Consider the following 23,777-nt stretch of genomic DNA (forward strand, 5'->3'; position numbering starts at 1 on the left):
TGGCGTTTTTCGCGAGCAAGCTCGCTCCTACAGGGGGCTCCACTCAATGTCTTCACGCTCCGCTGCCATGGTTCAAACTCAAATCACCTCCACCCTGCTGATCCCCGCCCTGCTGCTGTTCACCTCCGGCGCCGCCGCCCTGGTGTATCAGGTGCTATGGATCAAGCAGTTGTCGCTGGTGGTCGGGGTCGAGGTCTATGCCATTACCACTGGGATCAGTGCGTTCTTTGCCGGGCTGGCCCTGGGCAGCCTGCTGTTTGGCCGCTGGGCCGACCGTTTCGCCCGGCCGCTGGTGCTGTACGCGGCACTGGAAATTTTTGTCGCCGTGCTGGGGGTCAGCGCCACGCTGGCCCTGGGCATGGCCGCCAGCCCGTTTGCCTGGCTGGAGCAACGCATCGGCCTGTTGGCCTGGAGCCTGCCCTTCATCCTGGTCGGTCTGCCTGCCTTGTTGATGGGCGGCACCCTGCCAGTGCTGGTGCGCGCCCTCAACGTCGATGCCAAGGACCTGGGCCAGGCCGGTGGCCGACTGTATGCCGCGAACACCGCCGGGGCGATCGTCGGCACCTTGCTCACCGCCTTTGTGCTGATCGCCACCTTTGGCGTGCGCGGCAGTGCCCTGGTGGCCGCCCTGCTCAACCTGCTGGCCGCCGTCGGCGCCTTGTTGTATGTGCGTCATCGCGCGACGGCGGCCAGCGTCCCGTCCAAGACGCAGCCGGCGCGCCTGGCACTGGTGCTGTATGCCATCGCCGGTGGCGTGGCCCTGGGTTACGAAGTGGTCTGGTCGCAATCGATCGTGCAGTTCATGAGCACCCGCACCTACGCCTTTGCGGTGGTGTTGGCCACCTACCTGGCCGGGTTGTTTATCGGCAGCCAACTCATGGCGCGCCGGGTCGAACGCCTGCGCGATCCCTGGGGCGTGTTCGGCCTGTTGATCGCCGGGGCCGGGCTGGTGGCCCTGCTGGAAATCGCCCTGCTGGGCCGTTGGCTGGTGCTGTTGCAAACCCAGGCCGAGGCGCTGGTGCTGAGCCTGGGCGGCTCTGAGTTGGCGGGCATGAGCGCGCGTTTTGCGATGGCCGCCCTGTGCATTGTGTTTGTGCCCACCCTGTTGCTGGGCGCGGCGTTTCCCCTGGCGTTGCGCCTGAGTGTGGGCAGCGCGCATGTGGGCGGGGATGTGGGCGCGGTAGTGGCGTTCAACACCCTGGGCGGGATTGTCGGCGTCATGCTCTGCGGCTTTGTGCTGATTCCCTGGCTGGGTCTGGTGCGCACCCTGGGCCTGCTGGCAGTGATTGCCGGCGCGGTAGGTTACATCGCGGCACGGCGTGGCCATGGGGTGAAAAGGGGTCGGCGCCAGGCGGTAGCGGCTCTGGGCCTGTTGTCGCTGGCCGTGGCCCTGCTGACCCCCGTGGATCGCCTGGCCAACTTGTTGCCCGGTGCACGCAATGCCAGCCTCAAGTTTTACCAGGAAGGACGCGGTGCCACGGTCGCCGTGGTCACCCAGGGCAAAGGTGCACGGGCCTTTCAACGCCTGTATATCCAGGGCGTTTCCAATACCGGCGACGCCATGCCATCCCTGCGTTATATGCGCATCCAGGCCCTGCTGCCGCTGCTGATCCATAACGGCGAACCCCGCTCGGCCCTGGTGATCGGCTTTGGCACCGGTATCACCGCGGGAGCACTGTTGCGTTATCCGGGGCTGGAACAACGGGTGGTCGCCGAGTTGCTGCCTGCGGTGGTGCAAGCGGCGCCCCTGTTCAAGGGCAACTACAACGCCGCCAGCGATCCCGGCGTGCAAGTGCGCTTGCGCGACGGTCGCCAGGAACTGCTGCGCAGCCCCCAGGCCTACGACTTGATCACCCTGGAGCCGCCACCGCCCTCCGCCGCCGGCGTGGTCAACCTGTATTCGCGCGACTTCTATCAATTGGCCGCGCGCCGCCTGGAGAAACACGGCCTGCTGGCCCAATGGCTGCCACTGCCAACACAGAACATCGAAGATTCGCAGTCATTGGTGCGCAGCTTTCTCGATGTGTTTCCCTACGCCAGCCTGTGGACCAGCGAATTCCACGAAATGCTGCTGGTGGGTTCCATGGAGCCCATCGAGCTGGACGCCGCGCGCATCCGCCAGCGCTTCGAACAAGCCCCGGTACGCAGTGCCCTGGCCGAGGTCGGCATTGATTCGGCAGCGACCTTGCTGGCCACCTGGGTCACCGATCGCAATGGGCTGGAGCGTTTTGCCGGGCAGGCCCTGGCGGTCACCGATGATCAACCACGCATCGAATACGCACCATGGGTGCGCAGCCAGGAGATCAAGCGGGTATTGCCGGCATTACTGGACTTGCGGGTAAGCGCACCGCTGCGCAATGCCGACCCGGCATTCTCGCGGACCCTGGACGCAGAGCAGCAACGCCTGATGCAGTTCTACCGCGCCAGCCTGCATGCCTACGAAGGTGATCGCGCGGCGTGGGGGCGGGATATCCGGCAAGTGTTGCAGGAAGATGGCGCCAACCCGTATTACCGCTGGTTTGTCGGCGATTGACGTGTAGGAGCTGGCTTGCCAGCTCCTACCGTGAGGGCGGGTTATTGGGTTTTGAGCTTGACGTACGACTGATGCAGGTCCGCCGCCCAGCCATCCATCACAGCCTTCACGTCGGCTGCTTTCATGACCTGGGTATCGTTGTCCAAAGGCTTGCCCGTGCCTTTACGCACGACTTGGGCAATCACGCGGCCGCTGTCACCATCGAGAAACTGCGCCTCGGTACCCAGGGTGGTTTCCTGGTCGCGAATCCCGGTGCCAGTGCTGACCGCTGCTGCCACCAGGGCGACCGGAATGAATTCGTAGGGCTTGAGGCCTTCAGTCTTGCGACTGACAGCAGTAATGGCCGCCCGCACCACAATCACCCCAGGGCCCGGTGCATTGGCCAGTGGCAGTGACTTGACCAGCTCACGCTTGAGCGCCTGGTTGTAGTACTCGTTGATGCTGCGCAAAGTGTCTTCGGGAATCTGCGCGGTGGCCTGGGGCTTGGGGAAGAACTGGGTCGGCTCGATGTACACCGAGGTGTAGCGGTTCAGATTCAGCTTGGGATCGACCCAGCGCATCACCTCTGCGCCCGACGGCGACTTGGCTTCGCGTAAATGACTGTAGTCCGAGAGAAAGCCCGAGTATTCGTCCGGCTGGGGGACTTTACTCGCGCACCCGGCAACCCCGAGTGAGGCAATACACAGTGTGCTGATCATTAGCCCTAGCTTCATGGTGCGACTCCTTGGTGTTTATCGTCGAAATGTGAAGTTACAGGTATAGCCAACTCTTGGGAAATAACCTGCCGGTTGCGCGCATGTGCGGCTTATTTCACCGCATCGATTTGACAGGCATCCAACCTGCGTCAAAGCTGCACACAGCTAAAGCACGCCGTAGAGCGTCAACGCATCGGACATCGGAAGTCGTATGCCCAAGGTTACCCACCGTGATTCACCCCGTCGCTATCTCTACCCACTGTTGATTGCCGTTGTGCTGCTGGCGATGGCCGGGATCTGGCTGTTCCTCCAGGCCAGTACGCCCAGGCTGCCGTTACCGGTGCCTGCACCTGTGGCAGTGGTGGCCAAACCGGCGGCGCTGCCACCTGCGCAAATGGTCGACGAGCAACAGTGCCAGGGTTGCCATCAACCCCAGGCCAAGGACTGGCAAGGGTCGCACCATCAACTGGCGATGCAGCTGGCAACGCCTGCAACAGTGCCGGCTGACTTCAATAATGCAGCGTTCCAGGGCGAAGGCGAGACCACCCGGTTCTTTCGCCGGGGCGATGAGTTCTGGGTCAACACCCCTGGCGGCGACGGCAAGGCCTTGGACTTCAAGGTCGCCTACACCTTCGGCATCGCGCCCTTGCAGCAATACCTGATCGACGTCGGCGATGGACGCTTGCAGGCCCTGGGCGTGGCCTGGGATACCGAAAAAAACCGCTGGTTCCACCTCTATCCCGGCCAAGGCGTGAACTTCAAGAACCCGCTGCACTGGAGCAAATCGAGCCAGAACGCCAATTTCATGTGCGTGGAATGCCACACCACCGGCTATAAACGCAACTTCGATGCGGCCGGCAACACCTTCGACAGCCAATGGAACAGCCTCGGCGTCGGCTGCCAGGCCTGCCATGGCCCAGCGTCCAACCATGTGCAATGGGCGGCAAAAAAAGGCGACCTGCTGCATGCCGGTTTTGCCGTGGACTTGAAGGACAAGGACGCCACTGTCGAACTCGAAACCTGCGCCCGCTGCCACGCCCGTCGTGCACCATTGGGTGACGGCTATACCGTAGGCAAACGCCTGATGGACGACTACCTGCCCAGCGCCCTCACCCGCGAACTGTATGCCCTGGACGGCAAGATCAAGGACGAGGTGTTTGAGCACGGCTCCTTCGCCCAAAGCAAGATGGCCGACAAAGGCGTACGTTGCACCGACTGCCACAACCCCCATAGCAACCAACTGAAAGCCCCCGGCAATGGCGTGTGCCTGCAATGCCACAACACCGCGGGCAAGGCCGCTGTTGCCTCGGTAGATGGCCGGGGTTTGCAGGCCAAGAACTACGAAGCACCGGAGCACACGCGCCATGTCGCCGGGCAGCCCGGGTCGTTTTGCGTCGATTGCCATATGCCCGGCAAGGTCTACATGGGCAATGACTTTCGTCATGACCACAGTTTCAGCATTCCCAACCCCGAGCGCGCCGCCAGGCTCGGTACCCCGGACGCCTGCCTGGCCTGCCACCAGGGCAAGGCCGGCGACAAGATCACCGCGCAATTCAAACTGTGGGACCACAGCCAGGCACTCCAGGCCCCGCGCTACGACGAAAGCCTGGCGTTGATTCGCGGCGGCCAGCCGGGCGCTGCACAAGCGCTGTATCAGCAGTTGGCGCGCAATAATCTGCCGGCAATCCAACGCGCCACGCTGCTGGCCGAATTGGTCAACTACCCGAGCGAACAGGCGCTGAAACTGGCGACCAAGGACCTGGGCCACCCTGCCCCACAGGTGCGCGAGAGTGCGCTACGGGCGGTCAGCGCCTTTGTGCCACCCGCCGAGCGCATCACGCTGTATGCCCCCCTGCTGAAGGACCCGGTGCGGGCGGTGCGCATCCTCGCCGCGCGGGATCTGCTCAGTGTCGCGGCGCAAGGCCTGGGCCCGGCCTGGGAGCAGGCCATCGGAGAGTATGAAAACGTGCAACTGAGCCTGCAGGAACGCGCCGAAGCCAACCTCAACCTGGCCATGCTGTACCAGGCCAGCGGCCGCGCTGGTCAGGTCGAAGCCCAACTGCGCACCGCACTGCTGCGCGACCCGGACTTCTACCCGGCACTGGTGACCCTCGTGCAGTGGCTGGAGGCCAACGGCCGTGGCGAAGAAGCCCGGCGCCTGGTGGCCGATAACCTCAAGCAGCATCCCGAAGCCGCGTTGCTGCAACACACCCAGGGGCTGATGCTGATTCGCCAGGGCAATACGGCACCAGCGCTGGCGCATTTGCGTGAGGCGGCCCGCCTGGAACCGGGCAACGGGCAGTACAGCTTTGTGCTGGCGGTGGCGTTGCACGACGGTGGCCAGGTCGACAAGGCCTGCCAGCAGTTGGAAGACCTGCTCAAGCGCCAACCGTATAACCGTAATGCGCGGTTGTCGTTGATCCAGTACTACCTGGAGAACGGCCAGGAACCCAAGGCGCAGGTGGTGATGCAATCGTGGAAGCAGTTGAATCCACAAGACCCGGCCTTGAAATAACTAGGCCTGATCTTCAAGGGGGGGGCAGTGAGATACAACCGAACGCCGGTTGATCTAAGCGCCATAGCCGATGATGAGCGATTCCGCTTTTGGCAGTTTGTCGTTTTAAAACGCTACAGACCAAGATAAAAACCATAAAACCATATCAGCCGAGGAATAACTGATGTTTTATGGCCTAAATTCTGATCCGTATTAATGTAGTTTTTCTGAGTCTGTTTTGTTTTCCATGGATTTCCTACAGTGCCCGGGACTTGAAACCGTGGAAGACTGACCATGAGCACAGCATCAACCGGGCAGGCCTATAACTATAAGGTTGTCCGTCAATTCGTCATTGCCACCGTGGTGTGGGGCGTCATCGGCATGGCCATGGGGGTGTGGATCGCCTCGCAACTGGTGTGGCCGGACATGAACCTGGACTTGCCCTGGACCACCTTTGGCCGGTTGCGGCCGCTGCACACCAGCCTGGTGATTTTCGGCTTTGCCGGCAGCGCGCAATTTGCCGCCAGCTACTACGCGGTACAACGTACCTGCCAGGTGCGCCTGTACTCCGATTGGCTCGCCGCTTTCACCTTCTGGGGTTGGCAGTCGGTGATTGTGATCATGCTGGTCACCCTGCCCCTGGGCTACACCACCACCAAGGAATACGCCGAGATCGAATTCTCCGGCGCGGTGTGGATGACCGTGGTGTGGGTGGCCTACGCCATCGTGTTCTTCACCACCGTGGTGCAGCGCAAGACCCAGCACATCTACGTCGGCAATTGGTTCTTCGGCGCGTTTATCGTGGTGATCGCCATGCTGCACGTGGTCAACCACCTGTCGATCCCGGTGGACTGGTTCAAGTCCTATCCGGTGTATTCCGGGGCCACCGACGCCATGGTGCAGTGGTGGTACGGGCATAACGCGGTAGGGTTTTTCCTGACCACCGGGTTCCTGGGAATGATGTATTACTTTGTGCCCAAGCAGGTCGGGCGGCCGGTGTATTCCTATCGCCTGTCCATCGTGCATTTCTGGGCGTTGATCACCCTGTATATCTGGGCCGGCCCCCACCACCTGCACTACACCGCGCTGCCGGACTGGGCCCAATCGTTGGGCATGGCCATGTCGCTGATCCTGCTGGCGCCCAGTTGGGGCGGGATGATCAACGGCATGATGACCCTCTCGGGCGCCTGGCATAAATTGCGCACCGACCCGATCCTGCGGTTTTTGGTGTTGTCGCTGGCGTTCTATGGCATGTCGACCTTTGAAGGTCCGATGATGGCGATCAAGACGGTCAACGCCCTGTCCCACTACACCGACTGGACCATCGGCCACGTCCACGCAGGCGCCCTGGGCTGGGTAGCGATGATCACCTTTGGCTCGCTGTACCACATGATCCCCAAAGTCTTCGGCCGTGAGCAGATGTACAGCGTGCCGCTGATCAACCTGCACTTCTGGCTGGCAACCATCGGCACGGTGCTGTACATCGCCTCGATGTGGGTCAACGGCATCACCCAGGGCCTGATGTGGCGGGCAGTCAACGACGACGGCACCCTCACCTACTCCTTCGTCGAAGCCTTGCAGGCCAGCCACCCGGGGTTTGTAGTGCGGTTTGCCGGCGGCGTGTTCTTCCTCGGCGGCATGTTGCTGATGGCCTACAACACCTGGCGTACGGTACGGGTCGCGGACTTGAAGGTGGCGCACAGTGATGCGCAGATCGCCTGATGTGGGAGGTTATCTTTAACCTGGCGACGGTGATCTGCCTGTATGGCGCTGTGGAATATTGCCTGCGGGACCCGTCCGGGGAAGCCTTGGACGAGGCCAGTTTGATTCCGTTTGCCGACGACCCGCAAGTGGCACGGCGGGTCGAGTTGGCGACGGGCAAGCAGGTCAAGGCAGTGGCGCCTGAGGAGGCCAGGCCCGGTTGGGGCAACGTAGAGGTCTGAAGGCCTGCTGGGTTTTGTATGGGAGCGGGCTTGTGTGGGAGCGAGCAAGCCCGCTCCCACATTTGATTTGCGGTGATACCCGGAATCAGCCGCGCTCGCGAGGGATCAGGCTCTGCAACTGCAAGGCCAGGAAGTTGGCATCAAAGGCAAAGGTGTCCGGGTCTTTCAGGCCATTGGTTTTCTTCCACAGCCAATCATTGGACCCCGGCAGCAATACCAGAGAAATACTGCCGTAGCGCGCAGCGGTCAGCCCCATCACCGACAACGAAATCAAGCCACCCGCCCCCATCACATCCGGCACGAACTCCACCGGTTTTCCGGCAATATGAATGGTCAACTTCTCGGTCTTGAAGGTCGAAGTCTCCACCGGCACGCTCGGCCCGGACGCCACATAGGCCTCACGCTGCACCTCCAGCAAGCCGTCACTCTTGACCGGCGCCAGCCATTGCTCGATCTGGCCGTACAGCTCGGTGATTTTCTGGGTCCAGTGGGCTGACTGCACCTCGAACTGCTGGCGCTTGTGCGCTTCGCTGTCGGCGTAATGACGAAGCATCTCGCCCAGTTGCTGTACATCGTCCATTGCGGTGTTCCTCGGGGACTGCAAACAACGATCATGGCAGATGCCGCACCGCCGCGTATGACTAACGCACCCGTGTTGGGTAAGGTGTGCCTTTCGCCCAACAGTTTGAGGAGCTTGGCATGCGTACCATCGGCCTAATCGGCGGCATGAGCTGGGAGTCCAGCGCCGAGTATTACCGGATCATCAACCAGCAGGTCCGCGACCGGTTGGGGCCGCTGCGCTCGGCACAAATCCTGCTGTACAGCGTCGACTTCGGCCCGGTGGAACAGGCCCAGCACGCCGGGCGCTGGGATGACGCGGCGCAGATCCTGCAAGACGCCGCACGCCGTCTGCAAGCCGGTGGCGCCGATTGCATTGTGCTGTGTACCAACACCATGCATTTGGTGGCACCGCAGATCGAAGCCGCCGTGTCGGTACCGTTCCTGCACATTGCCGATGCGGCGGGCGCGGCGGCAGTCAAGGCCAATACCCTGACCGTCGGCCTGCTGGGCACAGCGTTCACCATGGAACAGGATTTTCTCAAGGCGCGCCTGGCGGCCCAGGGCTTGAACGTACTGGTGCCTGACGCCGACGAGCGCCGCGCCGTGCACCGGATCATCTATGAAGAGTTGTGCGTCGGGGTGATCAGCGAGGCGTCACGCCAGGTTTACCAACAGGCCATCGCGAACCTCGCGTCCCGTGGCGCCCAGGCGATTATCCTGGGGTGTACCGAGATTGGCCTGTTGATCAAGCCCGAGCACAGCGGTCTGCCCTTGCTCGACACCACCGAGCTGCATGCGCAGGCTGCGGTGGCGTTTGCCCTGGGGGATCAGGCGGTCTGACGCAGGCGAGCCATGCTCAGGGCATCGACAAATACGCCGTCACGCACGGCGTAATCGCGCAACCGGCCTTCGGTCTCGAAACCGAACTTGCGGTACAGCGCCTGGGCCGGCTCGTTGTCGACATACACCGTCAGTTCCACCCGGCGCAGGTTCATCCAGTTGTCGGCCACCTCCAGCGCCGCACCCAGCAACTGGGTGCCCACGCCCTGGCCCTGCCAGGCCACCGCCACCCCCATGCCGATACCGCCGACATGGCTTTGGCGACTGCGCGAATACTGCTCCAGGGTGCAATTGCCAATCACCTCACCGGCCTGCACCGCCACCAGCCTGAGCAGTCGCTCATTGGTATCCGCCAGGCGTTTGCGCCAGACCTCCAGTGATTGGAACGGCATCTGCAGCACCTGACGGCACACGGCCGGCTCGTTGTAGAGCGCATGCATGCCTTCGAGATGGGTTTCGGCAAAGCGCTGGATCACGATCTTGGAGTCAGGTGCAGGCATTGTGTTTCATCCTTTGAAAGACAAGTGGCCGATCAGTGTAGGCAGCGATATCACGCGCTGTCATCCCCGACTGCGTTGCGCGCCCAGCCGCCACACCCGTGCAATATCCGCCGCCCGCTCACGCAACAACCTCGGCGCTTCGCTGCAGGCCTGCTCCAGGCTCATCGGCCCGCCAGGCAAGGCGAACGCGGCGTCGACGCCATGGGCGTACATCTGCTCATAGCCCTCGCCCAAGGTGCCGGCGATCACGATGACGGGAACACCGTGCTGCTTGGCTACCCGTGCCACGCCAAACGGGGTTTTGCCGCGCAGGGTCTGGGCATCGAAACGGCCTTCGCCGGTGATTACCAGGTCGGCGCCGCGTACCGCATCTTCCAGGCCCACCAGTTCGGCGACCACGTCCACACCCGCGCGAAACTGCGCGCCGAGGAAGGCTTTGGCGGCAAAACCCAGGCCGCCTGCCGCGCCGCTGCCCGGCTCGTCGCGCACGTCCCGGGGCAAGACCTCGGCGCAGTGGTCGGCGAAGTGACCCAGGGCCTGGTCCAGTTGCGCGACTTGTTGTGGATTGGCGCCTTTTTGCGGGCCGAAAATCGCCGAGGCGCCATGGGGGCCGCACAGGGGGTTGTTGACGTCGGCGGCGATCTCGAAGCGCACCTGGGCCAGACGCGGGTCCATTGGTTCAAGATTGATGCGGGCCAACTGCGCCAGGGCCAGGCCGCCGCGCGCCAGCGTTGCACCTTGGGCGTCGAGCAGTTGCACGCCAAGGGCCTGCATGGCGCCGGCGCCGCCGTCATTGGTGGCGCTGCCGCCAATCGCCAGGATGATCCGCTGGGCACCCGCGTCCAGGGCGGCGCGGATCAGTTCACCAGTACCGAAGGTGCTACTGGCACAGGCATCGCGTTGCCCCGGCTGGACCAGTTGCAAGCCACTGGCTTCGGCCATTTCGATAATCGCCGTGGCACTCTCGGCCAACCAGCCCCAGCGAGCCTCAACGGTGCCGCCCAACGGGCCTTGCACGGTGCAACTGCGCAATTGGCCATGACAGGCCGCGAGTACCGAGTCCACCGTGCCTTCACCACCGTCCGCCATCGGGCACTTGATCAGTTCGGCATCGGGCCAGACCTGAGCCAACCCTTGGGCAATGGCCTGGGCCACGCCTTCGGCACTCAGGCTGTCCTTGAACGAGTCGGGGGCGATGATGACTTTCATGGGCTTTCTCCGGTTTTTATGACGCCCATGCTGCCAGTTGGCACCGGCAATGACGCCTGTCCGATGCACAAGCGTGGCTGGGGTTTGTTGTTCATTTCCACAAAAGCACCGGCGCCTACGGGGTTGGGGGCAGCAGTTGCACCCCCAGGTACAGCGCGAGCATGCCATCGAGGGTCAACGGGTCGACACCGCTCAATTCGGCGATGCGCTCCATGCGGTAGCGCAGGCTGTTGCGGTGGATGCCCAAGGCATCGGCGCAGGCCTGGCTTTGCCCGTCGTGCTCGCACCAACTGCGCAGCGTGGCCTGCAACTGGCCATTGCTGTCCTTGGCCAGGACCTTGCGCAACGGGTTGAGCAGTTCGTCGAGGGCATCGTCGTTGCGATGGCGCCAGAGCATTACCGGCAACCGGTAGCGATTGAGGGTCAGCAGGCGTGACTGGGGCAGCACGTCGCGGCCATAGGCGAGTAAGTCCGCCACGCGACGATAACAGCGGCGCAAGCCCGTCAAGCCATCGGCCTGCCCCCCCACAGCCACCCGCAGGACGTTCCAGCCGCAGGCATCGAGTTTTTCCAGCAGGCGCGGGTTGTCCATCGGCACCGACGCCGGGCGGCACCACAGCAACGAAAACTGCGCGGAGCTGACGCACCAGCTGTCCGGGTAACGCGATGCCAGCCAGGCTGCCAGCGCTTCGGCGGTCTGCCCCGGGCCCAATTCAAACAGGTAAGGAGTGCGCGGCAACTGCGGCTTGAGCCCCAGTTGCTGAGCCTCATCCACCAGGCGCGGCGATTCGCCGCTGTCGGCCAGCAGCAACGCCAGCAGATCATCACAGCGCTGGCGCCGCCATTGCTGCTCCGCCTGCTGGTGGCGCTGGCTGACCAGCATCTCCGCGGTCATGCGCACCAGCTCGGCATAGGTGCGCAGCAGCTGCGGTTCGCCACTGATGCCCAGCACGCCGATCAGGCGCTGGTCATGCAGCAACGGCAGGTTGATCCCCGGCGCCACGCCCTTGAGGTGCTTGGCGGTCTGGCTGTCGATTTCCACCACGCGACCGTTGGCCAGCACCAATTGCGCACCTTCATGGCGGGTATTGATCCGCTCCGGTTCGCCGCTGCCAAGGATCAGGCCCTGGCTGTCCATGACGTTGACGTTATAGGGCAAAATGGCCATCGTGCGATTGACGATATCCTGCGCCAGGTCATGATCGAGTTCGAACATGGGGCTAAATTCCTTGAAAGCGCTGCGTTACGCAATTGTTCAAAGGCACAGCGCAATGGATCGATCGCTGTGCGGGGGCACAAAGACACGGCACCGTCCCGTGACCGAGACTCTTGGGGCGATCAACGTTACCCTCGCATCGCGAAAAATCATAATAAAGAGAGAACGCCATGTCACAGAGCGCCGCCGCTACCCTGGCCAACGATGACGACAAAAACGCCGTCTACAAGCGCATCACCCTGCGCCTGATCCCCTTCATTTTCATCTGCTACCTGTTTAACTACCTGGACCGCGTCAACGTCGGCTTTGCCAAGTTGCAGATGCTCGACGCCTTGAAGTTCAGCGAGACCGTGTACGGCCTCGGTGCCGGGATCTTCTTTATCGGCTACGTGCTGTGTGGTGTGCCGAGCAACCTGGCACTGACCAAGTTCGGGCCACGGCGCTGGATTGCGCTGATGATGATCACCTGGGGCACCCTGTCTACCTGCCTGCTGTTCGTGACCACGCCGACGCACTTCTACACCTTGCGCCTGTTTACCGGTGCCGCTGAAGCGGGTTTCTTCCCGGGCGTGGTGCTGTACCTCTCGCAGTGGTTCCCGACGTTCCGTCGTGGGCGGATCATGGCGCTGTTCATGTCGGCGATCCCGGTGTCCGGCTTGCTCGGCAGCCCGTTCTCTGGCTGGATCCTCAACCACTTCGCCGCAGGCCAGGGTGGCCTGGCGGGCTGGCAGTGGATGTTCCTGCTGCAAGGCGTGCCGACCGTAATCCTCGGTGCCCTCGCCTACTTCCTGCTCAGCGACAGTTTTGCCAACGCCAAATGGCTGACCGCCCATGAACGCGCAGTGCTTGAAGCCGACCAGGCCACCGACCTGGCCAACAAGCCCAAGACCACCACTGATTCGCTGCTGGAAGTGTTCAAGAACCCGGCGATCTGGGCGTTCGGCCTGATCTACTTCTGCATCCAGAGCGGCGTGTACGCCATCAACTTCTGGCTGCCGTCGATCATCAAGAACATGGGCTTTTCCGACAACCTGGTAATTGGCTGGCTCAGTGCAATTCCGTATCTGCTGGCGGCGGTGTTCATGTTGCTGGTAGGCCGCTCTGCCGACCTGCGCAAGGAACGGCGCTGGCATTTGGTGGTGCCGATGCTGATGGGCGCTGTCGGCCTGATCATCGCAGTGAACTTCGCCACCACCCCAGCCATCGCCATCCTCGGCCTGACCATCGCCACCATGGGCGCCCTCACCGGCCTGCCGATGTTCTGGCCAGTACCCACCGCCATGCTCAGCGCCGGCGCGGCAGCGGGCGGCCTGGCGTTGATCAACTCCATGGGGCAGATGGCGGGTTTCTTGAGCCCGTATGTGGTGGGTTTTGTGAAAGATGCCACTGGGTCAACCGACCTGGCGTTGTATCTGCTGGCAGCGGTGATTGTCGCGGGTAGCGTGTTGGCATTGCGCATGACCCGTACCCTGAAGGCCTGACGCGCTCAAAAAAATGTAGGAGCCGCTTTTTGTGGGAGCGGGCTTGCTCGCTCCCACATTTGGTTGGGTGTTTACAACAGGCCGCCGCCGTCGAGGCCGATGATATCTGTGCCGAATGATCTAACCTCATAACCAAAACCGCTCTAGCACGGGCTCTTCAGCACTGTTCAAAATCGAACAGCAGTTCAACACAGGTGTAGTTTTTTGGCATAAGCGACACGCTGATTAAAACCAAATACCCCACAACAACGCCCTTCTGGTCTTGGCATGCTTTCTGCTCTATCCCTGCCAGAGATTGACTATACGAATAGAAACTCGCCTCCACTCGTAGCCAATCACAGGGAATGCACAATTGAAGTTGATCTCAAGGCCTCTGCCTCAACTCTCCTCCAGCTCGTTTAAAACCGTCAGTGCCCTGACCTTGATCCTCGCCTCCCAATGGGCCCACGCCGAGGAATCGCGCCTGCAGACCGTGACGGTGCAGGCGAGCAAGGTCACCGCCAGCGAAGATGCCCAGCTCAAGCTCGACGAGGTGGCCGGCGGCGTCAGCCTGGTCAAGGCCGCCGATGTCGAACGCGGCCGCTCAGCGACCCTGGAGGACACCCTCGCCTATCAGCCCGGCGTGTACGCGCAGTCGGCGGGCGGCAACGATGCCATCAAGATTTCCATTCGCGGCTCCGGGGCCAATACCTCGCCTGGGTATTTTCGCGAAGGCACCAAGTTCCTGTTCGATGGCCTGGCCCTGACCGGTTCCGGTGGCACGCCCTATGAGCTGCTGGAAACCCAGGGCCTGGACTACACCGAAGTGCTGCGCGGGGCCAATGCCTTCCAGTACGGCGCGCTGTCGTTGGGTGGCGCGATCAATATGGTGACCCACTCTGGCCTGACTGCACCGGGCAATCACGCGCGCTTCGAGGCCGGTAGCTTTGGCTGGCGCAAGCAGCAACTGAGCACCGGCGGCGTGGTGGACAACGGTGACTACTACGTCAGCCTGAGCAACTCCGAACGCGACGGTTACCAGGACTGGACCTTCACCAAAGCCAAGGGCGTGGTGACCAACTTCGGCTACCGTTTCAACCCCAAGCTGGAAACCCGGCTGTTCGTGCGCTACCGCGAGGAATACCACGAAAGCTCCGGCACCCTGACCAAGGCCCAGCTCAAGCACAACTCGTCGCAAACCAACCCGGTGGCCCTGGCCAGCCGCGATGATTCGACCAAGCGCGGATCGACCTGGGTCGGCAGCAAGACCACCTACACCTTCGACGATGACGCCACCCTGGATTTTGGCCTGGTCTACCACAACTACCCTCAGGTGCTGTACCGCAAGAGCACGGTCAACCCCAACTACTGGGACTGGCGCGACCTGAACCTGTCGCTGACCTACAACCGCAGCGACCAGATCCAGGGCCATACCAGCAACACATCCCTGAGCCTGACCAGCACCCAGCACCTACAGGCCGGGGTCAAGACCTACAACGGCAACCCCGCCTCCAGCACCTACGGCGCCCTGCAGAAACAGGCGCGCTACACCGGCTCGTTCGACCGCGTGTTTGCCGCCGGCAATGACCTGCAACTGACCGATCGCCTGTGGCTGTCCACCGGCCTGTCGCTGAGCCAGATCAAGCGCGATATCGAAGTGCGCTACTCGGACCGCGCCAATACTTCGCCCTACCCTGACCACTACAACTACGACAGCTGGAATGTCGCGCCGCGCCTGGGCCTGCGCTATGAAATCACACCGGACTTCCAGGTATTCGGCAACGTCAGCCGCTCCATCGACCCGCCCAGCAGTTGGTCGTCGTCGGGCTCTGGGGTGGCCAGCAACTACGCCAAGACCCTCACCGAGCAGAAGGCCAATACCGTTGAGTTTGGCGTGCGCGGCAAAGCCGGGATTTTCGACGGCAGCCTCGCGGTGTACCGCTCGTGGATCAAGGATGAACTGCTCACCGTCGAAGTGATTCCAGCCACCCGTACCACAGCGGCGGTCAACTCGACGTCCAACGCCAGCCCGACCATCCACCAGGGCATCGAAGCCGGCCTGGACACCGAGCTGTGGCAAAGCGCGCGTGGCGAAAAAATCAGCCTGCGCCAGGCCTACACCCTCAACGACTTCTACTACCGCAACGACGAGCGCTTTGGCTCCAACGAGCTGCCGGGGCTGCCCAAGCACGTGTACCAGGCCGAGCTGCAATACCGCCATCCCGACGGGTTCTATGCCGGGGTCAATGTGCGCTCGGTATCAAGTACCGCCGTGGACTACGCCAACACCCTGTATGCGCCCTCCTACACGATCTTCGGCGCCAAGCTGGGGTATGAAGCCCCGAGCAAGAAATGGCAGGTGTACCTGGACGTGAAAAACCTCACCGACCAGAACTACGTTACTGCCATCCAGCCGATCTACGACGCCCAGGGCAAAGACGTTGCCGCGCTGTATCCAGGGGACGGTTTTGGCGCCTTCACCGGTGTGGCGTTCAACTTCTAAGGTGGGAGCCTTCACGATGCCGATCAATCACTGGAGCCGGTTCGGCCTGCTCCTGGGGTTGCTGCTGGTGAGCGCCTGCTCGCCGGACGCCCCACCGCCCAGCTCGGTGCAGCGGGTCGACGGGCACCTGGATGCCCAGGGCCTGCTCAGCTATGACCCCGGCGACTACCACGAAACCCGCCAGGGCACGCCGGGCGGCACCTTGCGCATGTCGGCGGCGCTGGATACCGGCACCTTCGATGTGCATTCCAGCTACCACGGCAACGTGCAATGGCTGGCGCGGATCGTCTACGACTGCCTGCTGTATCAGGACGAAAACGGCAAGATTTCGCCCTGGCTGGCCAAGTCCTGGGACGTGTCCGAAGACGGCAAGACCTACACCTTCCACCTGCGCGATGACGTGACCTTCAGCGACGGCGCAAAATTCAATGCCGAGGCGTTGCGGATCAACCTGGAGCATATGCGTGACCCGGCGACCAAATCACCGCTGGCCGCCGCGTATATAGCGCCTTATATCGATGGCCGGATCATCGACGAGTACACCTTCGAGGCGCACTTGCGCGAGCCCTACTCGCCGTTCCTGTATGTGTTGGCGCAGTCCTGGCTGAGCATGGTCTCGCCCAAACAAATCCGCGAAGCGCCCAAGAGCATCGCCGAGCACCCTATCGGTTCCGGGCCGTTCGTGTTGCAAAGCTATACCCGCGAACAAGGTGCGACCTTTATCAAGCGCGCCGACTATCACTGGGCACCACCGGTTACCCGGCACATCGGTCCGGCCTACCTGGACCGTATCGAGCTGAGCATCGTCCCCGAGGCCATGACCCGCTACAGCACCCTGCAATCCAAGCGTTCGGACTTCACCCTGGATGCCCCGGCGCAAAATACCGCAGCAATGCGCACCTCGCAGAACCTGGTGGTACGCAACCGGATTCGCATGGCCAGCCCGTATCGCAGTGTCACCTTCAACACCCTGCGTTTTCCATTCGACGATGTGCGCGTGCGCAAGGCCATCGCCCAGGCCATCGACCGTGACGGCCTGGCCTGGATTGCCGGGTTCGGCGAGCTTTTAGCAAAAAGTGATTACCTGGCGGTGAACACACCGTTCTACGACCCGGCCTACCGCGATGTACTGAAATACGACGTCGACGCCGCCAACCGCCAACTGGACGAAGCCGGCTGGACCCTGCGCGATGCCCAGGGCTATCGGGTCAAGGACGGCCGACGCCTGTCGGCGCAACTGCTGGGCTTCGAAAGCCCGTCATTCCCCAGCAACGTCGCGGTTGCCGTGCAGGCGGACGTGAAGAAAGTCGGCATGCAACTGACCATTCAAATGATGCCCCTGGCCCAGCTCACCGACCGTCGTACCGCTGGCAATTATGACGCCATCGGCGGCGGCTATTGGCACACCAACACCCCCGACGGCCTGTACATCCTGTACCACAGCGACTCGCGCGCCTCGCCCACCAAAAGCGGCAACAACCTGAGCAACCTCAGCGACCCGCGCCTGGACCAACTGCTCAGCGCAGCTCGCCGCTCCCATGACCCGGTAGAACTGCAGGCCCTGTACAGCGCCGCGCAACAACGCCTGACCGAAGTGGTGCCCGCGGTACCGGACTTCGAAAGCCAGGTGCTGATCGCCTATCGCACGGCGGTCAAGGGGCTGATCTTCGACGCCGTGCACAACACCCCATTCTTTACCAGCGTGTGGCTGGATCAGGAGGCTCCATGAAACAGCTTGCCGCTCGACTACTGGCCGGGGTAGGCGTGCTGTGGGGCGCGGCAACCCTGACCTTCGTCGCCATCCATTTCAGTGCTGGCGACCCGGTGCTGGCGATTCTCGGCGGGCCGGACGCCATCCCCACCCCGCAGCAACTGGCTCAGGTTCGCGAGGAATACGGCTTTGACCAGCCGCTGTGGGTGCAATACGGGCGCTACGTGGGTCGGATTGCCCACGGCGATTTTGGCGAGTCGTACCGCCTGCGCATTCCCGTCACCGAGGCGATCGGCAAGCAGATCGGCGCCACCTTGCAACTGGCCCTGAGCGCTGCACTGTTGGCCATCGGCCTGGCGCTGGCCAGCGCGGTGCTCACCGCCAAGCGCAACCCCTGGGTACGCCGCGTGGCTTCGGCCAGCGAGCTGGTGCTGTCGTCATCGCCGTCGTTCGTGCTGGGGATTTTGCTGTTGCTGGTGTTTTCCTTCCAGTGGCCGGTGTTGCCGCCGGCCGGCTCCAACGGCTGGCAAACCCTGATCCTGCCGACCATCGCCCTGGCGTTGCCGATTGCCGGGATGCTCAGCCAGGTGCTGCGCCAGGAGCTGGAAGACATCCTCGAACAACCCTTTATCGCCATGGCCCGCGCGCGCGGCCTGTCGCAGACCGCCGTGCGCCTGCGCCATGCCTTGCGCCATGCCTTGGTGCCGCTGGTGACCCTGTCCGGGTTCATCTTCGCCAGCCTGCTGGGAGGTGCGGTGGTCACGGAAATGTTGTTCGCCCGCCAGGGGATCGGGCGAATGATGCTCGATGCGGCCGTGGCCAAGGATGCGCCGGTGGTGCTGGGGATCACCTTGTTGGCGGCGCTGGTTTATGTGGGGGTGAACCTGTTGGTGGATGTGCTGAACGGGTTGATTGATCCACGGGTTAAACCGCGATGACGGCTGGTTCACACCATCTGCTTTATGTGGGAGCGGGCCCGCTCCCACAGTGGATCATCGTCAGCTTTGAATGACTCAATTTCAGATTAGGAACCGAACATGAGCGACACCCAACTGCACGAACGTTTCGCCCCGGTTTTCCAGCGCATTGCCCAAGGCGCGGTGCAACGTGAGCAGGAGCGTACCCTGGCATTCGACGCCGTCGCCTGGTTGAAAGACGCCGGCTTCGGTGCCTTGCGCGTACCGCGCAGCCAGGGCGGCCTGGGCGCGACCCTGCCTGAGCTGTTCGCCTTGCTGATCGAGCTGGGCAGTGCCGATTCGAACCTGCCACAGATCGTGCGCGCGCATTTCGGCTTTGTCGAAGGCCGGCTGGTGAGTCAGGACAGTGACTCCCAGGCGGACTGGTTTCCCAAGGTCGTCGCCGGGCAATTGTGGGGCGCAGCCATGGCCGAGCGCAGTGACACCACCACCAACTCGGTGACGCTCAAGCCCACCGCCGATGGTTGGCAACTGGACGGCCAGAAGTATTACTGCACCGGCACCTTGTATGCCGACTGGATCGCCGTGGCTGCCGCCGACGGTGCCGACTTTATCAGCGTGGTGGTGCCCACCGATGCGCCCGGCGTGACTCGCGTGGATGACTGGGATGGTTTTGGCCAGCGCCTGAGCGGCAGCGGCACCACGCGCTTCGACCGGGTAGCCGTGCCCGAACATCAGGTACTGCGGCGCTTCAAGCCCGGCGAATTGCGGGCCGAGTCATATATCTCGGCGTTCTACCAGTTGTTCCACCTCGCGACCCTGGCCGGGATCGCCCGGGCCGCGCTGCGCGATGCCGTGGAGTTTGTCCAGGGCCGCACCCGCGCGTTCGGTATTCCCGGGCAATCCAGCCCGCGCCTGGACCCGCTGGTGCAACGGGTGATCGGCAAGCTGTCGAGCCTGTCCTATGCCGCCGACAGCCTGGTACAGGCCACCGCGCAGGTGCTGCAAACCACCCATGAGGCTGTGCTCGACGGCTCCATCAGCGAAGCGCAATACGTCGACGCGGATGTGCGCACTTATCAGGCACAGCAAGTGATCCTGCCGCTGGTGTTGGAAGCCACCAGCCTGCTGTTCGAAGTCGGCGGTGCCTCGGCCACCAGCCAGGTACGGCGCCTTGACCGGCATTGGCGCAATGCCCGCACCCTGGCCTCGCACAACCCGGCGATCTACCGCGAACGGGCCCTTGGCGATTTCTACCTCAACGATGTCAGCCCCGCTGCCGCCTGGCGTGCCGCCCAGGAACAGGCGGTGGCTGACCACCCCGAGCATGCCAGCGCCCGCGATGAAGCCAGCGCCGTCTAACCCAAGGAACTTGCATGAAAGCGCAAATGAGCATTGGCATGAACATCCTCGGTTTCGGCGCGCACGCGGCGGCCTGGCGGGTCGGCGAAGTGCCGGCGGATGCCTATCTGGATGTGGAGTACTACCGCAATATCGCGCGCATTTCCGAGCGCGGCACCCTCGACGCGATCTTCCTCGCCGACGGCCCAGCCCTGGCGGGTGATGTGGCCACGCAGCCGGTGGGCCGCCTGGAGCCAACCATCCTGTTGACTGCCGTGGCCCTCGCCACGCAACACATCGGCGTGATCGCCACCGCCTCCAGCACCTATAACGACCCCTACAACCTGGCCCGGCGCTTTGCCTCCCTGGACCACATCAGTGCGGGCCGCGCGGCCTGGAATGTGGTGACCAACGCCACCGACGCCGCCGCGCAGAATTTCGGCCTGGCCAACCAGTTGCAACACGGGGAGCGCTATGCCCGCGCCGAAGAGTTTATCGATATCGCATTCAAGCTCTGGGATAGCTGGGAGGACGACGCGATCATCGGCGATGCCAGCAACGGGCACTACGCACACCCCGGCAAGATCCATACCCAGGACTTTGTCGGCCAGCACTTTTCCATCAAGGGCCCGCTAAACCTGCCCCGCTCGCCCCAGGGTCGCCCGGTGCTGGTGCAGGCCGGCTCGTCGGAGGGCGGCAAGGCCCTGGGCTCGCGGTATGCCGATGCGATTTTCACCACCCAGACCAGCCTGGAAGATGGCCAGCACTTCTACCGCGACATGAAGCAACGCGCTCGGCAATGGGGGCGCAACCCCGAGCACCTGAAAATCATGCCGGGCCTGTCCACGGTGATCGGCAGCAGCGAGGCCGAAGCCCATGCGCGCTTTGATCAACTCAATGCCTACCACGGCGAACATGGCCTGATCCAGCAAGTGGCCGCGCGGATCGGCATCCCGGCCGAGGAGCTGGCGCTGGATGCGCCGCTGCCGTGGGCGCGGATCGGTGAAGTGGGCACTTATGAGAAAGGCTCCCAAGGGTTTCTCGAAGCCCAGCTCAACCTGGCCCGCCGCGAAGGCTTGACGGTGCGCGAACTGTCACGGCGCATCCTGGTCGGCCATCGGTTGCTGGTGGGCACCCCGGAACAAGTGGCTGACAGCCTGGAGCACTGGTTCCTTGCGGGCGCGGCCGATGGCTTCAACATCATGCCGGACATGTTTCCTTCAGGGGTCGAGGTGTTTGTCGATGAGGTGGTGCCGCTGCTGCGCAAGCGCGGGGTGTTCCGCCATGAGTACAGCGGTAGCACGTTGCGTGAGCACCTGGGGTTGCCGTATCCGCAGAGTCAATATGCGAGGAGCCTGGCATGAGCACCTATGCAGCTCCCTGGCGCTTTACCCTGGCCTTGCCGAACACCTTTCGCCCCGGCCTGTCACTGGCCTGGCTGTTTGTGATCGGCTTGTCGATCGCGGCGCTCGTGCCGCACTGGCTGACCGGTATCGACCCACTGGCCGCCGCCGCCCGCAACGCCTACCTGCCGCCCAGCAGCAGCCACTGGCTGGGCACCGATGAAAACGGTCGCGATGTACTCGCCCGCCTGATCCACGGGGTGCGCCCTTCACTGTTGATGGGCCTGGTGTCCACGGCCATCGGCCTGGGCGCCGGGATCATCCTCGGCTTGGCGGCAGGCCTTGGCCCGCGCCTGGTGGATGGCGCGATCATGCGCTTGATCGATGTATTGCTGGCGTTTCCCGACTTGCTGCTGGCCCTGGTGATCATCACGTTCTGGGGCCAGGGCCTGTGGATCACGCTGATCGCGGTGGGCGTGGCGAGCATCCCGCGCTTTGCGCGAATGGTGCGTGCGCAGACCCTGGTGGTGCGTGACGCCCCCTACGTCGAAGCCGCCACCACCCTCGGCCGGCATCGTGCAGCCGTGGTGTTTAGGCATGTGCTGCCCAATGCGGTCAAGCCGATCCTGATCCTCGCCACCATCGGTATCGGTCACAACATCATCACCGGCGCGGCCCTGAGCTTCCTCGGCTTTGGCGCTTCGCCGCCCGCGCCGGAATGGGGCTCGATGCTCGCCATGGGCCGCAACTACCTGGCCAACGCCTGGTGGCTGGTGGCCTGGCCGAGCGTGGCAATCATCCTGACGGTGGTGTCGATCACCGCCATTGGCCGTGACTGGCTGGCACGCAGCGAGGGTAAATCCCGATGAGTACGTTAGTGGATGTGCAAGACCTGCGGGTGCAGTTTGGCCACACACCGATTATCAAGGGCATATCGTTCAGCCTGGCCGCCGGTGAATGCCTGGCGTTGGTGGGTGAGTCTGGCTCGGGCAAGACGGTGACCTCACGCACCCTCAGCGGCCTGAGCGGCGCCGGATCAAAGGTACAGGCCGAGCGCCTGGCGTTTGCCGGCACTGACCTGCGCCAGTTGGATGACCGTGCCTGGCAAGCCCTGCGCGGTGCGCAGATCGGCTTTGTGATGCAGGACGCCCTCGGCTCCCTCGACCCCCTGCGCCCGGTGGGCAAGGAAATTGCCGAACCGTTGCGCTTGCACACGCAACTGGATCGCGATGCGCGCCAGGCACGGGTCATCGAGTTGCTACGTTCGGTGGGTGTCCCACAACCGGAACTACGCGCGTTGCAGTACCCCCATCAACTCTCGGGCGGGCTGCGCCAGCGGGCCTTGATTGCCTCGGCGATTGCCGCAGGCCCGCGCCTGTTGATTGCCGATGAGCCGACCACGGCGCTGGACGCCACGGTACAGGCCCAAGTCCTGGCGCTACTGGAGTCCTTGCGTTCGCAAGCCATGGCGATGCTGGTGGTCAGCCATGACCTGGCGGTCGTGTCGCGCCTGGCGGACCGGGTAGCGGTGATGCATCACGGGGTGATTGTCGAGCAAGGCCCGGTGGAGGCGATCCTGCATGATCCACAGCACCCTTACACCCAATCGCTGCTGCGGGCTGGGCGCGCCGTGCATTTCCAGCGTCCGGCCCGGGCAGCGCCGAAGCTGGCGCGTGTCGAGCGCTTCGACCTGCCATTGATCGAGGCGCGTCACCTGCAAAAAACCTTTATTGGCCCCGACGGCCAGCCCCATGTCGCGGTGCACAACGCCAGCTTCAGCCTGCGGGCCGGGGAAACCCTGGGGATTGTCGGCGAGTCTGGCAGCGGCAAGACCACCCTCACCCGCATGCTGCTGGGGCTGGAGCGCCCGGACGCCGGCGATGTGTGGCTTAACGGGCGGCCCTGGAGCGCGCTCAACGATCAACAACGACGCCAGTTGCGCCAGCGCATCCAGGTGGTGTTCCAGGACCCGCAAAGCTCGTTCGACCCGCGCTACACCGTGGCACGGGTGCTCAACGAGGCGCTGCAAGTGGCGGGTTTGCCACGCCAGGACTGGCCGGCACGCACCCTGGAACTGCTGGAGCTGGTGCGCCTGGATGCCAGCGTACTCAGTCGCCGTCCCCTGGAGCTTTCCGGCGGCCAGCGCCAACGTATCGCCATTGCCCGGGCGCTGGCGCCCAACCCCCAGGTGCTGGTGTGCGACGAGCCGGTGTCGGCCCTGGATGTGTCGGTGCAGGCGCAGATCCTCGCGCTGCTGGCCGACCTCAAGACCCGCCTGAAACTGGCCTGCCTGTTCATCTCCCACGACCTGGGCGTGATCAACCAGGTCAGCGAACGGGTGCTGGTGATGAAGGACGGCGAGGTGGTGGAAAGCGGCACTGTGCGTGACGTATTTGACCATCCCCAGCATGCCTACACCCGCGCCCTGCTCGACGCTATCCCGCAGATCGACCGGCCGGCCCCGGTGCCCGAACACCACTTCATTACCTACGCCATTGCCATATAAGGATT

General features: G+C 63.3%; 18 protein-coding genes. 13 read left to right on the forward strand and 5 right to left on the reverse strand.

Annotated elements, in window-relative coordinates:
* Positions 1-46 precede the first annotated feature (46 nt).
* Positions 47-2,533, forward strand: coding sequence for a fused MFS/spermidine synthase (locus tag H097_RS14535; protein ID WP_032860561.1), 2,487 nt, complete (start codon positions 47-49; stop codon positions 2,531-2,533).
* Positions 2,534-2,574: 41 nt separating this feature from the next.
* Here the strand turns inward: H097_RS14535 and H097_RS14540 are convergent, their stop codons facing one another.
* Entirely contained in the window at positions 2,575-3,246 is a 672-nt protein-coding gene (locus H097_RS14540) for a DUF3313 domain-containing protein (protein WP_032860562.1), read from the reverse strand.
* Positions 3,247-3,439: 193 nt separating this feature from the next.
* Between H097_RS14540 and H097_RS14545 the strand changes: the two genes are divergently transcribed.
* From H097_RS14545 to H097_RS14555, 3 genes are all read left to right on the forward strand, one after another.
* Positions 3,440-5,743: a multiheme c-type cytochrome gene (locus H097_RS14545; protein ID WP_032860563.1), complete on the forward strand. Its 2,304-nt coding sequence runs from the start codon at positions 3,440-3,442 to the stop codon at positions 5,741-5,743.
* A gap of 273 nt (positions 5,744-6,016) precedes the next feature.
* On the forward strand, positions 6,017-7,444 hold the full coding sequence (gene ccoN, locus H097_RS14550) for a cytochrome-c oxidase, cbb3-type subunit I (protein WP_032860564.1): 1,428 nt from the start codon (positions 6,017-6,019) through the stop codon (positions 7,442-7,444).
* On the forward strand, positions 7,444-7,665 hold the full coding sequence (locus H097_RS14555; protein ID WP_032860566.1) for a hypothetical protein: 222 nt from the start codon (positions 7,444-7,446) through the stop codon (positions 7,663-7,665). Before ccoN ends, H097_RS14555 begins: the two co-directional genes overlap by 1 nt.
* A gap of 85 nt (positions 7,666-7,750) precedes the next feature.
* Here H097_RS14555 and H097_RS14560 read toward each other — a convergent pair whose 3' ends face one another.
* Entirely contained in the window at positions 7,751-8,245 is a 495-nt protein-coding gene (locus H097_RS14560; protein ID WP_032860567.1) for a hypothetical protein, read from the reverse strand.
* 119 nt (positions 8,246-8,364) lie between these two features.
* Between H097_RS14560 and H097_RS14565 the strand changes: the two genes are divergently transcribed.
* Positions 8,365-9,066 carry an aspartate/glutamate racemase family protein gene (locus H097_RS14565; protein ID WP_032860568.1) on the forward strand — a complete coding sequence of 234 codons (702 nt, stop codon included), beginning with the start codon at positions 8,365-8,367 and terminating at the stop codon, positions 9,064-9,066.
* Here H097_RS14565 and H097_RS14570 read toward each other — a convergent pair.
* The 3 genes from H097_RS14570 to H097_RS14580 form a co-directional block, all read right to left on the reverse strand.
* Positions 9,054-9,566, reverse strand: coding sequence for a GNAT family N-acetyltransferase (locus tag H097_RS14570; protein WP_032860570.1), 513 nt, complete (start codon positions 9,564-9,566; stop codon positions 9,054-9,056). The genes H097_RS14565 and H097_RS14570 overlap by 13 nt on opposite strands.
* Positions 9,567-9,626: 60 nt before the next feature.
* Positions 9,627-10,775, reverse strand: coding sequence for a glycerate kinase (locus H097_RS14575; RefSeq protein ID WP_032860572.1), 1,149 nt, complete (start codon positions 10,773-10,775; stop codon positions 9,627-9,629).
* A gap of 115 nt (positions 10,776-10,890) precedes the next feature.
* Entirely contained in the window at positions 10,891-11,991 is a 1,101-nt protein-coding gene (locus H097_RS14580) for a sugar diacid recognition domain-containing protein (RefSeq protein WP_032860574.1), read from the reverse strand.
* Positions 11,992-12,161: 170 nt separating this feature from the next.
* Between H097_RS14580 and H097_RS14585 the strand changes: the two genes are divergently transcribed.
* The 8 genes from H097_RS14585 (at position 12,162) to H097_RS14620 (ending at position 23,772) form a co-directional block, all read left to right on the forward strand.
* On the forward strand, positions 12,162-13,472 hold the full coding sequence (locus H097_RS14585; protein WP_032860575.1) for an MFS transporter: 1,311 nt from the start codon (positions 12,162-12,164) through the stop codon (positions 13,470-13,472).
* A gap of 352 nt (positions 13,473-13,824) precedes the next feature.
* Positions 13,825-15,954, forward strand: coding sequence for a TonB-dependent receptor (locus tag H097_RS14590; protein ID WP_223232749.1), 2,130 nt, complete (start codon positions 13,825-13,827; stop codon positions 15,952-15,954).
* A gap of 16 nt (positions 15,955-15,970) precedes the next feature.
* Positions 15,971-17,683: an ABC transporter substrate-binding protein gene (locus H097_RS14595; RefSeq protein WP_032860577.1), complete on the forward strand. Its 1,713-nt coding sequence runs from the start codon at positions 15,971-15,973 to the stop codon at positions 17,681-17,683.
* Positions 17,680-18,603: an ABC transporter permease gene (locus tag H097_RS14600; RefSeq protein WP_032860578.1), complete on the forward strand. Its 924-nt coding sequence runs from the start codon at positions 17,680-17,682 to the stop codon at positions 18,601-18,603. The genes H097_RS14595 and H097_RS14600 overlap by 4 nt, the downstream gene beginning before the upstream one ends.
* A gap of 99 nt (positions 18,604-18,702) precedes the next feature.
* Positions 18,703-19,944, forward strand: coding sequence for an acyl-CoA dehydrogenase family protein (locus H097_RS14605; protein ID WP_032860579.1), 1,242 nt, complete (start codon positions 18,703-18,705; stop codon positions 19,942-19,944).
* A 14-nt stretch (positions 19,945-19,958) separates the two neighbouring features.
* Positions 19,959-21,287, forward strand: coding sequence for an LLM class flavin-dependent oxidoreductase (locus tag H097_RS14610; protein ID WP_032860580.1), 1,329 nt, complete (start codon positions 19,959-19,961; stop codon positions 21,285-21,287).
* On the forward strand, positions 21,284-22,135 hold the full coding sequence (locus H097_RS14615; protein WP_050593361.1) for an ABC transporter permease: 852 nt from the start codon (positions 21,284-21,286) through the stop codon (positions 22,133-22,135). Before H097_RS14610 ends, H097_RS14615 begins: the two co-directional genes overlap by 4 nt.
* Positions 22,132-23,772 (forward strand): ABC transporter ATP-binding protein, encoded by a 1,641-nt coding sequence (locus H097_RS14620; RefSeq protein ID WP_032860581.1) that lies wholly within the window; start codon positions 22,132-22,134, stop codon positions 23,770-23,772. Before H097_RS14615 ends, H097_RS14620 begins: the two co-directional genes overlap by 4 nt.
* Positions 23,773-23,777 lie beyond the last annotated feature (5 nt).

The organism is Pseudomonas sp. FH4, assembly GCF_000510915.2.
GTDB lineage: Bacteria > Pseudomonadota > Gammaproteobacteria > Pseudomonadales > Pseudomonadaceae > Aquipseudomonas > Aquipseudomonas brenneri.